Source organism: Enterobacter sp. 186315, from assembly GCF_053290175.1.
Map to the genome: position 1 here is coordinate 13456 of NZ_JBPTTK010000032.1, position 14733 is coordinate 28188.

The 14733-nt window shown below is 56.5% G+C and carries 12 protein-coding genes; all 12 read left to right on the forward strand.

Annotated elements, in window-relative coordinates:
• The first annotated feature begins 11 nt into the window (after positions 1 to 11).
• On the forward strand, positions 12 to 1352 hold the full coding sequence (gene tssK, locus ACSVHP_RS21800; RefSeq protein ID WP_447552937.1) for a type VI secretion system baseplate subunit TssK: 1341 nt from the start codon (positions 12 to 14) through the stop codon (positions 1350 to 1352).
• A complete protein-coding gene (gene tssL / locus ACSVHP_RS21805) occupies positions 1349 to 2038 on the forward strand; it encodes a type VI secretion system protein TssL, short form (protein WP_447552938.1) in 690 nt (229 codons plus the stop codon). Before tssK ends, tssL begins: the two co-directional genes overlap by 4 nt.
• On the forward strand, positions 2035 to 3741 hold the full coding sequence (locus tag ACSVHP_RS21810) for an OmpA family protein (RefSeq protein WP_447552939.1): 1707 nt from the start codon (positions 2035 to 2037) through the stop codon (positions 3739 to 3741). The genes tssL and ACSVHP_RS21810 overlap by 4 nt, the downstream gene beginning before the upstream one ends.
• 3 nt (positions 3742 to 3744) lie before the next feature.
• Positions 3745 to 4236, forward strand: coding sequence for a type VI secretion system effector Hcp (gene hcp, locus ACSVHP_RS21815; RefSeq protein WP_234676097.1), 492 nt, complete (start codon positions 3745 to 3747; stop codon positions 4234 to 4236).
• A 162-nt stretch (positions 4237 to 4398) separates the two neighbouring features.
• On the forward strand, positions 4399 to 7053 hold the full coding sequence (gene tssH, locus ACSVHP_RS21820) for a type VI secretion system ATPase TssH (protein ID WP_447552940.1): 2655 nt from the start codon (positions 4399 to 4401) through the stop codon (positions 7051 to 7053).
• On the forward strand, positions 7050 to 9428 hold the full coding sequence (locus ACSVHP_RS21825; RefSeq protein WP_447552941.1) for a type VI secretion system Vgr family protein: 2379 nt from the start codon (positions 7050 to 7052) through the stop codon (positions 9426 to 9428). Before tssH ends, ACSVHP_RS21825 begins: the two co-directional genes overlap by 4 nt.
• On the forward strand, positions 9429 to 10214 hold the full coding sequence (locus ACSVHP_RS21830) for a DUF4123 domain-containing protein (RefSeq protein ID WP_447552942.1): 786 nt from the start codon (positions 9429 to 9431) through the stop codon (positions 10212 to 10214).
• 90 nt (positions 10215 to 10304) lie between these two features.
• Positions 10305 to 10835 (forward strand): DUF3304 domain-containing protein, encoded by a 531-nt coding sequence (locus ACSVHP_RS21835; protein WP_447552943.1) that lies wholly within the window; start codon positions 10305 to 10307, stop codon positions 10833 to 10835.
• Positions 10823 to 11449 carry a DUF3304 domain-containing protein gene (locus ACSVHP_RS21840; RefSeq protein WP_447552944.1) on the forward strand — a complete coding sequence of 209 codons (627 nt, stop codon included), beginning with the start codon at positions 10823 to 10825 and terminating at the stop codon, positions 11447 to 11449. The genes ACSVHP_RS21835 and ACSVHP_RS21840 overlap by 13 nt, the downstream gene beginning before the upstream one ends.
• Positions 11437 to 12015 (forward strand): DUF3304 domain-containing protein, encoded by a 579-nt coding sequence (locus tag ACSVHP_RS21845; RefSeq protein ID WP_447552945.1) that lies wholly within the window; start codon positions 11437 to 11439, stop codon positions 12013 to 12015. Before ACSVHP_RS21840 ends, ACSVHP_RS21845 begins: the two co-directional genes overlap by 13 nt.
• Positions 12003 to 14420, forward strand: a complete 2418-nt coding sequence (locus tag ACSVHP_RS21850) for a T6SS phospholipase effector Tle1-like catalytic domain-containing protein (RefSeq protein ID WP_447552946.1) — start codon at positions 12003 to 12005, stop codon at positions 14418 to 14420. Before ACSVHP_RS21845 ends, ACSVHP_RS21850 begins: the two co-directional genes overlap by 13 nt.
• A gap of 93 nt (positions 14421 to 14513) precedes the next feature.
• The coding region (locus ACSVHP_RS21855; RefSeq protein ID WP_447552947.1) for a DUF3304 domain-containing protein at positions 14514 to 14733 on the forward strand (220 nt) is incomplete at its 3' end.

The following is a 14733-nucleotide window of genomic DNA, read 5'->3' on the forward strand; positions in this document are numbered from 1 at the left end:
GCAGGATGCCGATGAAAACGGAACAACCGTTATGGGGCCGTGGGATCATGGTCTCTCCTCAGCATTTTCAACATCAGGCCGCCTATGCGGCCTGGACTGTGGAATGCATTGCGCAGATGGGCCTCAATCACCCCTGGGGCGTGATTGAGGCGCTTTTCGAACCCGAGGCGCTGAAACTTGGACGCTTACAGGCCCGTAAGCTGCATGTTCGTTTTCAGGACGGCACGCTCGTCGATACAGAAAATGCAGATGCACTGCCGTCGGTCCTGTCGCTGGAAAATGAATCGCATGACGTCGTCGTCATGCTGGCTCTGCCGCTGATGCGGGCGAACGGCGGTAACTGCCTGAAACCCGACGAGGTAGCCGAACGTCCGGTTCGCTATCGCCAGCGCTGGCGGGATGTGCGCAATCAGTTCGGTGATGACACGCGCCAAATTGCGGTGATGCAGCCGGAACTGACGCTGCGTTTCTCTCATCAGGACAATAGCGATTATTTAACCTGCCCGGTTGCTCGTCTGCTGGCGAATCAGCAGGGAGGCTGGACGCTGGATGACACCTTCCTTCCGCCGTTACTGACGATTAATAGCAGCCGCTGGCTGGGTACGCAGCTCGACATGCTGATGACCCAGCTGCGCGCCAGATTGACGCGTCTGATGGCGATGCGTCGCGAAAGTAACGAGCGGATGGCGGATTTTGCCGTGGCTGACGTGTCGCTGTTCTGGCTGCTTAGCGCCCTCAACAGCGCAGAACCGGTATTGGGTCAGTTCCAGCGTAATCCGCAAAGCCCGGCTGAACGCCTGTACCCGGAGCTGGCTCGTCTGGCAGGAAGCCTTTTGACGTTTTCTCTTGAGCATCAGGTTAGCGCTATACCGGTCTATCAGCATGACGCGCTTAATAGTGTCTTCCCGCCGCTGTTCGATCTGCTGAGCGATTTGCTGGAGGCCAGTCTACCGTCCAGGGTGGTTTCCGTTGAGCTTATCCATGACAAGCGGATGCGTCAGTGGCTGGCGAAACTGCACGATCCACGGCTGCGTGAAGGCGCGGATTATTATCTCTCCGTGCGCTCACCGCTTCCGGCTGCGCAGCTGCAAGAGCAATTCCCGCTTCAGTGCAAAGTCGGCAGTCCGGACTTCGTGGCAAGCCTGGTGAATAAATCTCGTCAGGGGATCCCGCTGTTACCGCTTCATCACGTGCCAGCGGCTATTCCGCTGCGCCTTGAAAACCAGTACTTCTCTCTTGATCTTTCTCACCCGGCGGCTCAGGAGATGCTGGAGAGCGGCAACTGTGTGTTTTATACCCCAGGTATGTTGGGGGAACCTGAGCTTGAACTGTACGCGGTGTTAAGAACATGAGTGACAATAAACGCGGCGAGTTTGCGCCTATAGATATTGATGCACTTTTGCAGGACACCTGGCTTCAGGTGATCAGCCTGCGTCATGGTCCTCGTTTTCAGGAAGGGGAAGGTCGCGTGCTGTGGGAGCGGTGCGTGGCGGACGTTGAGCGTGTCCAGAAAGCCCTTAAAGCGGGTGGCCTGGATGAGGTCAGCTGCCAGCACATTCTCACCGCGCAGTGTGCGTTACTCGACGAAACCGTAAAAGGTCGTGGGGTGCATGACGATGCCTGCGTTCAGTGGTACGACATTCCGTTACAGGGACATTTCCTTGGAACGATGGATGCGGGCGACACGCTGTGCGATCGCATGAAGGCGGTACTGCGTGAGCCCGCGCCAGAGGGTGCCGTCTTGACCTGTTTCCAGCGCGTCATGATGCTGGGGTTCCTCGGTGACTTCCGTTCGCTGAACGATCCCGAACGTCAGAAGCTGGTCCAGGCCCTGAGCGATCGCGTCGCCCCCTTCAGCCACTCCCAGACGGCTCCGATCCTGGCCGAGAGCCGCAGCGGACGCGGGGCAGGCGGCTTTTTCTCCTCGTGGCCCGTACGCATCACCGTCAGCATTCTGGTTATCGCCGCGTTGTGGTGGGGATTAAACCATTGGCTGGATCACATGCTCGCAACCCTGCTGCCTGAGGTTGTGAAATGAGTGCTGCACAACAACGGCTGATGGCGTTATGGGCAGCATTCTTAAGCGCTGTACTTTGCCTGGGTTTTTTACCCGTTTCAGGATGGGCTGCCGTTGCCTGCCTGGTGGCAGTCTGGGTGCTGATTTTCGTCGTCTGGTTTATTGCCCGTCGCCGCTCAGCACCTGCCACCGCGCTGCGTCTGGAGAATCTGCCGGAAGCATCCTATCGCCAGCCTGTCGTGCTGGTCTGTGGCGATCTTCCGCACTCCTGGCCCGAGCAGTCTCAGGTTTTAACGGTGCCGCAGGGGTGCTGGATCCGGGTTGATGAATCGCAGGAGCTGGAGCGGGTCGCACGCCAGCTGCTCTGGCAGCGCCCTGACTGGGGACGCCAAATCTCCGTCATGGTCTGCGTCTGTCCTCAGAAACATGCTGACACTGAGCTCCTGACCAGTCGCCTGCTGGCCTGGCGCTGGCAAATCAGCCAGTTTCGTAAGGACTCAGGACACTCTGTCCCGCTGATCCTCAACGGTTTTGCCGGTAGCGCGATGATGAACGATCTGCTCTGGCAGGCCGCTATTCCGGGTGAAAGCATCAGCGTCTGGCATGAATCCGCTGCTCCCAGCGCTGTCTCCACGTGGGTGACGACGGGGGGCGAAATGGCCATGCAGCAGCAGGTGCTGATGAACAACCTGATGGCCTGGTTCGACAGCCATGTCAGCCCGGTCTTCACGGATAAAAAGCCCGATATGCCGACGGTGATCCCTGGCGCGATTCTGTGGGGCATGGGGCCGATTTCCATCGGTAGCCTGGCCGCATCTGCCTGGACCGCCTGGCTTTCTCGCCGCACATCTATGCAGCAGGTGGCGGGCTGGCAGCCGGTGGGGACGGACAGCACCGTCCTGTCACCGCTTCCCGACTTTGTGCTGCCGCTGCTGCCAGAAGGGCAGGGGCTGAGCCCGCGTGAGCGTACGTGGCGCTGCGGCCTGATGCTGTGCCTTGTGGCCGCCTGCGCTGCGCTGTTGGGCAGCGCCTGGAATAACCGTCAGCTTTTGCAGCGTATGAGTTTTGATATCCATCGCTACGACCGTATCGCAATGGACGATTACGGCCCGAAAGCGGATGCGCTTAAGACGTTAAAAGAGGATGCAGCGCAGCTTGATGGCTGGGCTCGCAACGGTGAGCCGGTTCGAATGAGCCTGGGTTTGTACCAGGGCGCGCGTCTGCGTATGCCTGTGCTGGATGCTATCCGCTCGTACGTACCACCCCCACCGCCGCCAAAACCAGTGCCTAAGCCGGTGCCGACCATTGTTCGCCTCGACAGCATGTCGCTGTTCGATTCGGGCAAATCGGACCTCAAACCCGGCTCCACCAAAATGCTGGTGAACTCGCTGGTTGGCATTAAGGCGAAGCCCGGCTGGCTGATCGTGGTCAGCGGGCATACCGATAACACCGGTAATCCACAGCTCAACCAGACGCTCTCCCTTAAGCGCGCCGAAGCGGTGCGTAACTGGATGCGCGACACCGGTGACGTACCGGAAAGCTGTTTTGCAGTACAGGGTTACGGCGAAAGCCGCCCTGTCGCCACAAATGATACGCCGGAAGGGCGAACGCTCAACCGTCGTGTCGAAATCAGTCTTGTACCGCAGGCAAACGCCTGTCAGATACCGGACAACAAACTGGCGTCCTCGCAGGATGAAGACGCATCACTACACAATGGAGAATAACTCATGGCAATTCCTGTTTATCTTTGGCTGAAAGACGACGGCGGCGCGGACATTAAAGGTTCTGTAGACGTTCAGGATCGTGAAGGCAGCATCGAAGTGGTTGCACAGCAGCATAACCTGTACATCCCGACCGATAACAATACCGGCAAACTGACCGGTACCCGTATCCATACCCCGTTCCTCTTCACCAAGGAAATCGACTCCTCCAGCCCGTATCTGTACAAGGCTGTGACCACCGGTCAGACCCTGAAATCAGCGGAATTCAAGTGGTACAAAATCAATGACGCAGGTCAGGAAGTTGAGTACTTCAACACCAAGCTTGAGAACGTAAAAGTGGTCAAAGTGAACCCTCTGATGCACGACATCAAGGATCCTTCTTTCGAGAAGCACAACCACCTGGAGCAGATCGAACTGCGCTACGAAAAAATCACCTGGACCTACAAAGACGGCAACATCATTCATTCCGATTCCTGGAACGAACGCGCCACCGCGTAAGCCCGATGCGGACAGGATTCCTGTCCGCAGTTTTTTGCCGAGCGCCTGTTGCTGCGGGCCTTCTGCAAAGAATCACACAACCTGCCCGCCTGACCTGATGCGCTTTGGTAAGTAGACAGCGACGGGCGGTAGCGTGCCCGGGAATCATGAAGAGAGAGAAAAATGGAAAACTCAGCCATCCTGTTACGTCGCCTTAATCCTTACTGCGCCCGTGCGCTGGAAGGTGCTGCATCCCTGTGTCAGACCCGCGCGCACGCCGAAATCATGCCGGAACACTGGCTGCTGAAGCTGCTTGAGCAGGGAGAGGGCGACCTCACCGTGCTGGCGCGTCGCTACGAATGGGACATGGACGGCATGTGGCAGGCGCTGCTGAGCTGGCTGGATACGCTGCCGCGCTCCGTCCGTCACCGTCCGCAGCTGTCGGACTCTCTGGGCGCGCTGCTGAAACAGGCGTGGATGGTGGCCTCTTTGCAGGGCGAAGATCAGATCCGCAGCCAGCATCTGCTGATGGCGCTGACGGAAAGCCCGAAACTGCTGCGCTGCGATGGCCTGTGGCCGCTGCTCACCCTCGGCCAAAGCCAGCTCGAACGCCTGCGTCCGCTGCTGGATGCCCAGTCAGACGAGCGCCCGGAAGTACAGCTTGAGGCCGCGCTCCAGGCCTCTTCTGGCGATAGCGTCGAGTTTGTGGGGCGTCCGGCTGATGCAGACGTAAAAGAAGGAGAGCTGAATCCGGCCCTTCAGGGGGCGCTGGACAAGTTCACCCTGGATGTCACCGCCAAAGCCAAAGAGGGCAAAATCGACCCGGTGTTTGGCCGCGACACGGAAATTCGTCAGATGGTGGATATTCTCTCCCGCCGTCGTAAAAACAACCCGATTCTGGTGGGTGAGCCGGGCGTCGGTAAAACGGCGCTGGTGGAAGGCCTCGCGCTGCGCATTGCCGAAGGTAACGTGCCCGAATCCCTCAAGCCTGTGGTGCTGCGCACGCTGGATCTCGGCCTGTTGCAGGCGGGCGCGGGCGTGAAGGGCGAGTTTGAACAGCGCCTGAAAAACGTGATCGATGCCGTTCAGCAATCCCCTGTTCCTGTGCTGCTGTTTATCGATGAAGCCCACACTATCATCGGCGCGGGCAATCAGGCGGGCGGCGCGGATGCGGCCAACCTGCTGAAACCGGCGCTGGCGCGCGGGGAGCTGCGTACCATCGCCGCTACCACCTGGTCTGAGTACAAACAGTACTTTGAACGCGATGCCGCCCTGGAGCGCCGCTTCCAGATGGTCAAAGTGGACGAGCCGGACGACGATACCGCCTGCCTGATGCTGCGCGGCCTCAAGTCCCGCTACGCCGAACACCACGGCGTGCATATCACCGACGATGCGGTGCGCGCCGCCGTGACGCTCTCCCGCCGCTATCTGACCGGGCGCCAGCTGCCGGATAAAGCCGTCGATCTGCTTGATACCGCGGCGGCCCGCGTGCGCATGAGCCTCGATACCGTTCCGGAGGCCATCGTGCGCCTGAAGGCGCAGCTGACCGCGCTCGAGCTGGAAGAGCAGGCGCTGCTGGCGGATATCGCCGCAGGCAGCAACAAGCACGCCGAGCGTCTGAGCGACATCGCGCTTCAGCGTGCCGAGCTGGAAAGCCATCTGGAAGAGCAGGAAAGCCGTTTCGCCACGGAGAAACAGCTCGCGCGTCAGCTGATGACCCGCCGCGAAGAGAGCAGCCCGCAGGCCGAAATTATGGCGCTCCAGCAGGAACTTGAGCAGGTGCAGCAGGGCGACGTGCTGGTGCAGGTGGATGTGGATACCCGCACCGTGGCAAACGTGATTGCCGACTGGACGGGCGTGCCGCTCTCCTCGTTGATGAAGGACGAGCAGACCGAGCTGCTGAGCCTTGAACACGACATCGGCAAGCGCGTGGTGGGGCAGGATACCTCGCTCACCGCGATCGCCCAGCGCCTGCGCGCGTCAAAAACGGGGCTGACTTCTGAAAACGGCCCGCAGGGCGTGTTCCTGCTGGTGGGGCCAAGCGGCGTGGGGAAAACCGAAACCGCGCTGGCGCTGGCAGACTGCCTGTACGGCGGCGAAAAGTCGCTCATTACTATCAATCTTTCCGAATATCAGGAACCACATACCGTTTCCCAGCTGAAGGGCTCCCCTCCGGGCTACGTGGGTTACGGCCAGGGCGGGATCCTGACCGAAGCCGTGCGCAAACGTCCTTACAGCGTTGTGCTGCTGGATGAAGTCGAAAAGGCTCACCGTGACGTGATGAACCTGTTCTATCAGGTGTTCGATCGCGGCTTTATGCGCGATGGCGAAGGACGTGAGATCGACTTCCGCAATACCGTGATCCTGATGACCTCCAATCTGGGCAGTGACCATCTGATGCAGCTGCTGGACGAACAGCCGGAAGCCTCCGAGGCCGATCTGCATGAACTGCTGCGTCCGATCCTGCGCGATCATTTCCAGCCCGCGCTGCTGGCCCGCTTCCAGACGGTGATCTACCGCCCGCTGGCGGAAGCCGCGATGCGCACGATTGTGGAGATGAAACTCGGCCAGGTCAGCAAGCGCCTGCATCGTCACTACGGCCTGAACACGCATATCGAGGAAAGCCTCTTCGATGCCCTGACGTCCGCCTGCCTGTTACCGGACACCGGCGCACGCAACGTCGACAGTCTGCTTAATCAGCAGATCCTGCCTGTCCTGAGCCAGCAGCTGCTCGCCCACATGGCGGCGAAGCAAAAACCCGCAACGCTGACGATGGGGTGGAGCAAGGAGGAAGGGATTGCGCTTGAGTTCACCACAGCCAGCGGAGAGGCATCATGAGCAGCAACCCGATAATCCGTTTCAGCCATAACCACCACCTGCTTGCGGTCAAGGAGTGCCCTTCCGTGCTGGACGTGCTGGCGCTGGAGGGCCACGAGGCCCTGAGCGCGCCGTTCAGCTACCGCATTGAGTTCACCAGCGCGGACCACGCCATCAGCAGGGAGATGATGCTGATGAAGGCGGCGTCCCTGACGCTCCAGGCCCCGGTGGACCAGGGGTTCGGGATAAAAATCCAGCAGGTGGTGCGGGTTATCCAGGGGGTGGTGTGCGGGTTCGAGCGTCTGGGGACCTCGGCGGATGAAACGCACTACGCGCTGACCCTCCGCCCGCGCCTGGCGCTGCTGGACCGCACGCACCAGAACGCGATTTACCAGGACATGTCGGTTCCGCAGATAGTGGAAAAAATCCTGCGCGAGCGCCACGGGCTGAAGGGCCAGGACTTTGTCTTCTCGCTGACGCAGGACTATCCGCGCCGGGAGCAGGTGATGCAGTACGGCGAGGACGACCTGCACTTCATCACCCGCCTGCTGGGGGAGGTGGGTATCTGGTTCCGCTTCACCTCCGACACGCGGCTGAACATTGACGTGGTGGAGTTTTGCGACAGCCCGCAGGGGTACGAGCAGGGCCTGGTCCTGCCGTCGGTGCCGCCGTCGGGCCAGCATTCGCAGGGGGCGGACGCGGTGTGGGGGATGGAGTGCCGCCACAGCGTGGTGCCGGGGCAGGTCAGCACCCGGGACTACAACTACCGCCAGGCGACGCAGGAGATGGACGCGCAGGCGGACGTTAGCCGGGGCGACCCGACCACCTGCGGGGAGGCGTACCACTGGGGCGACAACTACCTGACGGCGGGCAGCGGCCGTGAGCGCAGCCCGGCGCCGGAGTCCGGGGCGTTCTTTGCGCGGATACGGCACGAGCGCTACCTGAACGGGCAGACGCAGGTGGCGGGGCTGACCGGCAGCGCGGCGCTGGCCCCGGGCCAGGTGCTGAAGGTGACCGGGGGCGCGGAGGTGGCAGAGGCGTTTGCCGCCGGAGTGCTGATAACGGCGACGACCAGCAGCGCCCGGCGCGACCAGGACTTCAGCGTGCGCTTCGGGGGTATCCCGGACAGCACTGAGGTCGGCTTCCGTCCCGAACCGGGGGCGCGCCCGGTGATGGCGGGCACGCTGCCGGCGCGGGTGACGAGCACCACGGAGAACGACACCTACGGGCACATTGACCGCGACGGTCGCTACCGGGTGAACATGCTGTTTGACCGGGACAGCTGGGACACGGGGTTCGAGAGCCTGTGGGTGCGCCAGTCCCGGCCGTATGCCGGGGACACCTATGGCCTGCACCTGCCGCTGCTGGCGGGCACGGAGGTGGCGATAGGGTTCGAGGACGGCAATCCGGACCGGCCGTACATCGCAGGCGTGCTGCACGACTCGGCGCACGGGGACCACGTCACCATCCGCAACTTTAAGCGCAACGTGTTGCGCACGCCGTCGAACAACAAAATCCGGCTGGACGACGAGCGGGGCCGGGAGCACATCAAGGTCTCGACGGAGTACGGCGGGAAGAGCCAGCTGAACCTGGGCCATCTGGTGGACGGCGGGAAGCAGAAGCGCGGGGAAGGGTTTGAGCTGCGCACCGACAGCTGGGGCGCGATACGGGCGCAGAAGGGGCTGTTCATCAGCGCGGACGGCCAGCCGGGTGCGCAGGGCGAGGTGCTGGCGATGGAGCCGGCGGTGAGCCTGCTGGAAGGGGCGGTGAACCAGGTGGCGGGATGGGAGAGCATCACGCAGACCCACCACAACGTGGCGCCGGATGCGGGTCCGCTCAGGGAGCTGGTGACCGGCGCCAGCGGGCTGAAGGCGGCGGCGATGGTGCTGTCGGCGCCGGAGGGCGCGGCGACGGTGACGCCGGAAACGGCGCTGGTGCACAGCGGTAAAGGGCTTTACCTGCAAAGTCTGGGCGAGGTGAATATCAGCACGGCGCAGCGTCATTCGGTGAATGCTGCCCGGGCGGTCTCCCTCCTGTCGCATCAGGAGGGGATGCGTCTGGTGTCGGCGAAGGGGCCGCTGGCGGTGGAGTCGCACGGAGATGTGCTGTCGCTGACGTCGCTGAAGGATGTGACGGTGCAGTCGACGCAGGGGCATTTACAGCTGACGGCGAAGAACGGAATCACGCTGGCGTGCGGCGGGGCGTCTATCCGGCTGACGCCGGAGGGAGACATTATGATACACGGGCCGGGGCTGCTGAGCCTGAAGGGACAGCATAAGATGCAGGGGCCGGAGAGTGCGGATTACCCGCTGCCGGAGCTGCCTTCGTCCGTGTGTAAGGAGTGCCTGAAGAAGGCTCAGGAAATGGCACAAGGTTTCGTACCAAGGGAGGCCTAAATGAGCATAACTCGCATAACTGACTGGGCTAACAAGCTCCACCAAACGTGTAATGAAATCGACATAAACCATCTCGATTTCATCATCGATCAGTGTGGTATTGATTTTTCAATTATCCCGGCGCTACAGGCATTTTCGCCCCCGCTGAAATGGCAGTCTCTTTATCAGGGGCTTCCGGAAGATGCTCTGACAGAAGAGGCCCCGCTTCTGGTTCGAATTGAATTGAACGATCTTCAGCAGCGGCAATGGTTTACTGAGTTGGCCCTTCAGGCACAAGATACGGCTCCCCTGTTAGCGCTCTGCTCGCTTTGGTCTTTTGCGGAGCTTGCTGAATGGCTGACGCATTGTACCGATGCCACACATGAGGGACGTGCAGGTCTGTTCCGTTACTTTGATACACGGATTTTCCCTTTCCTGTTTTCCGATATTCTGGAGTCCGGGCAGCAGGCTCAGTTGCAACGGCCTGCACTTTTCTGGAGCTGGCTGGATCGTGATGGCAGACCCGCGCTGTTGACCGGTGAAGGTTCTCAACCCGGAAAAAATGAACAGTGTCAGAAAATTGCTTTTAGCGACAAACAGTTTGAAGCTCTGATGTGCATTTGTGACGTAAAGTTGTTTCTTCGTTACCAGAGTGTCCCTGATGAATGGTTCTCCTGTCAGGAGGAGAAGTTTACGGCCTGCTTCAGAGCCATGCTGTCCGCAACAGAAAAAGGGCTGTTGCTCGATGAAGATAGAGAGGCGTGGGTGATAAGTACGCTTGCAGAACACCAGCGTATAGATGCCTGACCGAACTCATATCCGTCAAGATTGCACCTCTAAGGAAAGTAATTAGCAGTAGGTTACTTTCGATATTTCAGATATCTAAAGGAATAGCACTTGAACACTACACATTGTTTCCTGTTGGTCATTGCACTACTGCTGGCAGGCTGTGACCAGCCTGCCAAAAAAGAAAGCATAAGCGGTGGCAGCGGCACTATTGAGGCCATCAACCATACCCACTGGGCAATCAATCATTTCAGCGTCGACGGGCAGTCCGGGCTGGATATTATCGGTCCCTGGCAAGGCGGTGGTGGAGGTTGCTGCTATGGTGTTCCCGAAAAATGGACACAGGGAATGACGGTGAAAGTGGACTGGGAAACGGGTGAGGCTTCCACGGATGATTTTCCGGGTTTTGAAGACAGGGAAAAATATCGAGCATGGGAAAAGAAAATAAATGAAAGTCACCGGCAGCATAGCCAGACAGTGCCTGTTCCTGATTATACCGGGCAAAAAACCTGCGGAATAAAGGTTCACTTTTTACCCTGCGATCAAATTAAAGTCACCACCAGCTGCTACGACTATGGAAATCCTGATTATCCGATAAAAGATCCGATCCGAATGGAGGAGCCTAAAATATGTCCGCAATAAAGACTTATCCAGACTGGCTCTTTCCGCATTTCCCTGCCCGGCTGGTGCATTTTATTTTAGTCGTTGCGGTGACAGTCCTTGCAGGCTGTGACCAGCCTGCCAAAAAAGAAAGCATAAGCGGTGGCAGCGGCACTATTGAGGCCATCAACCATACCCACTGGGCAATCAATCATTTCAGCGTCGACGGGCAGTCCGGGCTGGATATTATCGGTCCCTGGCAAGGCGGTGGTGGAGGTTGCTGCTATGGTGTTCCCGAAAAATGGACACAGGGAATGACGGTGAAAGTGGACTGGGAAACGGGTATAGCTTTCGCGGATGATGCCCCTGAGATTCCTGAGCCGAAACGCCCTGATACAAAAGCCTCTCACCAAGTATGGCAAGATTATTTTAACCAAAAACAAGAATGGTATAAAAAGATTAGGGCATTGAGTAGAGGACATACAAAAATTGTCCCTGTTCCCGATTATACCGGACAAAAAACCTGTGGAATAAAAGTCCATTTTTTACCCTGCGATCAAATTAAAGTCACCACCAGCTGCTATGACTACGGTAATCCTGATTATCCGATAACAGATCCGATCAGAATGGAGGAGCCTAAAATATGTCCGCAATAAAGTCTTATCCAGACTGGCCCCTTTCGTATCTCACTGCCCGGCTGGTGCATTTTATTTTAGTCGTTGCGGTGGCTGTCCTTGCTGGCTGTGACCAGCCTGCCAAAAAAGAAAGCATAAGCGGTGGCAGCGGCACTATCGAGGCCATCAACCATACCCACTGGGCAATCAATCATTTCAGCGTCGACGGGCAGTCCGGGCTGGATATTATCGGTCCCTGGCAAGGCGGTGGTGGGGGATGCTGCTATGGTGTTCCCGAGAAATGGACACCGGGAATGACGGTGAAAGTGGACTGGGAAACGGGTGTGGGATATTCAATGGATTTTCCAGGATATGAAGACAGAGAAAAATATCTAGAGTGGAGAAGAAAAATAAAAGCCCAAAATAGGAAACACACCCAAGTGGTACCTGTTCCTGATTACACCGGACAAAAAACCTGCGGAATAAAGGTTCACTTTTTACCCTGCGATCAAATTAAAGTTACCACCAGCTGCTACGACTACGGCAATCCTGATTATCCGATAAAAGATCCGATCAGAATGGAGGAGCCAAAAGTATGTCCGCAATGAAACCTGATTTAGTTTGGTATCCTCCACAATTTCCAGATCAAGGACGCTTACCCACAAAAACGGCCATAGTAGGGGAAAACTGTAAGAGGCAGGATAGCTATGAATTGTTATATCGCAATGAACTTTGCCAGGCTGCCGGGAAATCCGTCGAACCTCCGTGCTGCAAAACGCTGCATATCAGTTTGTTTTTTGACGGGACCGGCAACAATTTAAATAACGATCTTTATATTGCCGATCCTAAACATCCGACCAATATTGCCCGTCTTTTCCGCGCGACCATTGGACAGGGATACGCCGGAGGTGCTCAGAATCATGCCGGGGAACTGGTGGATTTGGAAGGGACATCAGGTAACAAATACTACAAATACTATATTCCCGGCGTCGGTACGCCTTTCCCCGAAGTATCGGATCTTGATTACAGCACGCCAGGTCTTGCTTTTGCTACCTACGGAGAAGAGCGAATAAACTGGGCGCTTATTCGCATTATTGACGCCCTAAGACGCACGTTGAGCAAGCCTGCACTCTCTGATAACGAAAGCTGGAAATCTGTCGGGGCGATGACGACAGCGATGGGAGATAATCGGGATAACGCTGGCTCAATGCTGCGCATGATTGAATTCCAGAGACTTTTGAAAGACATAGAGCCTGATTTAAAGCTGGCACTGAAGCAGCCTGAGTCCGGTAAACCGAAGCTGCTGGGAGTTAAGCTGTATGTCTACGGTTTTTCACGCGGTGCAGCGGCAGCACGGGCGTTTGTTAACTGGCTGGTTGAACTGCTGCCAAATGCGTTCAGAAAAGGTGTGAAGCCGGAACTGTGCCTGACGTTGGAAGGCGCCGACTGGAAACTACCGCTGAGTGTTGAATTTTTGGGGCTGCTGGATACGGTGGCCTCTGTGGGAGTGGCGCACATTGCCCCCCTTGCTGAAGGGCATATGGGATGGGCCGATGGTGCAATGGAACTGCCTGATAACGGTCTAATTAAAAACTGCGTGCATTTGGTATCGGCTCATGAGCAGCGGCTCTGCTTCCCCCTGGACTCGATTTGCCGCCATGATGGTACTTATCCCTCCTATGCAAAAGAAGTGGTGTATCCCGGTATGCATTCAGATATTGGTGGCGGTTATCCGCCGGGGGATCAGGGAAAGGCGCCAAGTGATAACGACGGTTATTTATTATCACAGATTGTATTGCATGATTTATATGCCAAAGCATTCGATGCTGGTGCGCCTTTTAAAGTCTTGAAGGATGCTCTGCCTGATGACCTTAAAAAAGAAGCTTGGCGTATTATGTCTGTTGAACTCAGTCATGAATTTGATATTGCGCCGGATATGATCCTGCGTTTTAACAGTTGGCGATATCTGACTTTGGGTATTGCAGAAACAGGAAATAGTACAAGCAATGATGAGCAGACCACATACGATCCCCCACGTGCTTCAGTCAATATCATTACGGCGCTAGAAGAACAAATGGCCTGGATAACCGCATGGCGTATCGGCCGTTATGCGAGCGGAAACTATAAAGAACAGCCATTTTATAAGAGTGCTGCCGCAAACGATATGGATAAAGACAGCGATCCTGAAACAAGAAAAAAATCTAAACAGGAACGCGATAAAAAGCAGAAAGATGTTGAGGCTGAACGATTGCGGATGCAAGTTTCTGCCGAAAAAGGTGTGTATATCCCCTTTCCACCGGGAGCGAAAGATTTCGATCCCGCGCTGGGCCAGACACAGTTGCATCTGGCGGCGGAAGAGTTTCGGGGGGACTATCTGCTCAAGCCTCGTGCCATCACTGGAAACTGGAAATATAAGTTAACCGAAAAGGTAAGTAATTTAGTTTATACATTTAGTGACGATGATATAGCAGTTGAATACAAAAAGATAAAAAAAGAGGCTAATGAAAAAGTTTCAGCGCTTTTCCCTTCTTCGGATAAAAGCAGCAATGTGCAGCAATCGGGAGGGTTGGTCAGAGCGTTATTTGACGATCAGATTCATGATTCCAGAGCCTGGTTTATGCAGGCGACTTTTGATGCCAGAGAGCCCTGGGGAAGTTACTTTCTGTACAGGATGATCTATTTTGGCGAGGTAATGAGTAAAAACGTTACACCCGTCATGAAATATGGTCGCTTTATCAAGGGGCGGTTTAAAGATTCAGTTCCTGGTGCTAGTTTTATTATCGAACGGTATGAAAAGGGAGGGGGAGTAACGGATGAAGAATTATCGAAGGAAATAATCCAAAAGATTTCGATGGCAGATAATGGAGAAAACACCTCTGTGGCCGTTTCATCTGATTTACCTGTTCAAACTGCACTGTTGAACGAATCAAGCCAGAAATTAGAACAACTCCAGCTGCAAGAGGCAGAAAGATTGGCCAGTGCGAAATCTGCGATAGCATCACTTTGGTCATAATAAAATTTTGAGATTTATATTTGGGATGCTCTTTCTGGGTAAGCTATTTTTAAGAATAAATAAAGAATAAGAATGTAAGTGAAGGAAAACTTTATGCAAAGCGGCTCAATGGCAATTATGATAATAACAATATTGCTCACTGGCTGTAGCCAGCCTGGTGCGAAGGCACAACCCCGGAGCGGTGGCGGTGGAACCATTGAGGCGATTAACCATACCAAATGGGCGATTAACCACTTCAGCGTCGACGGTCAGTCGGGAATAGATATTATCGGCCCGTATCAGGGCGGCGGTGGCGGATGCTGCTACGGGGTGC

What these genes read in the sequence shown, in the direction of transcription:
- tssK (WP_447552937.1), top strand. Translation starts at nt 12, where the DNA reads ATGAAAACGGAACAACCGTTATGGGGCCGTGGGATCATGGTCTCTCCT.
- tssL (WP_447552938.1), top strand. Translation starts at nt 1,349, where the DNA reads ATGAGTGACAATAAACGCGGCGAGTTTGCGCCTATAGATATTGATGCA.
- ACSVHP_RS21810 (WP_447552939.1), top strand. Translation starts at nt 2,035, where the DNA reads ATGAGTGCTGCACAACAACGGCTGATGGCGTTATGGGCAGCATTCTTA.
- hcp (WP_234676097.1), top strand. Translation starts at nt 3,745, where the DNA reads ATGGCAATTCCTGTTTATCTTTGGCTGAAAGACGACGGCGGCGCGGAC.
- tssH (WP_447552940.1), top strand. Translation starts at nt 4,399, where the DNA reads ATGGAAAACTCAGCCATCCTGTTACGTCGCCTTAATCCTTACTGCGCC.
- ACSVHP_RS21825 (WP_447552941.1), top strand. Translation starts at nt 7,050, where the DNA reads ATGAGCAGCAACCCGATAATCCGTTTCAGCCATAACCACCACCTGCTT.
- ACSVHP_RS21830 (WP_447552942.1), top strand. Translation starts at nt 9,429, where the DNA reads ATGAGCATAACTCGCATAACTGACTGGGCTAACAAGCTCCACCAAACG.
- ACSVHP_RS21840 (WP_447552944.1), top strand. Translation starts at nt 10,823, where the DNA reads ATGTCCGCAATAAAGACTTATCCAGACTGGCTCTTTCCGCATTTCCCT.
- ACSVHP_RS21845 (WP_447552945.1), top strand. Translation starts at nt 11,437, where the DNA reads ATGTCCGCAATAAAGTCTTATCCAGACTGGCCCCTTTCGTATCTCACT.
- ACSVHP_RS21850 (WP_447552946.1), top strand. Translation starts at nt 12,003, where the DNA reads ATGTCCGCAATGAAACCTGATTTAGTTTGGTATCCTCCACAATTTCCA.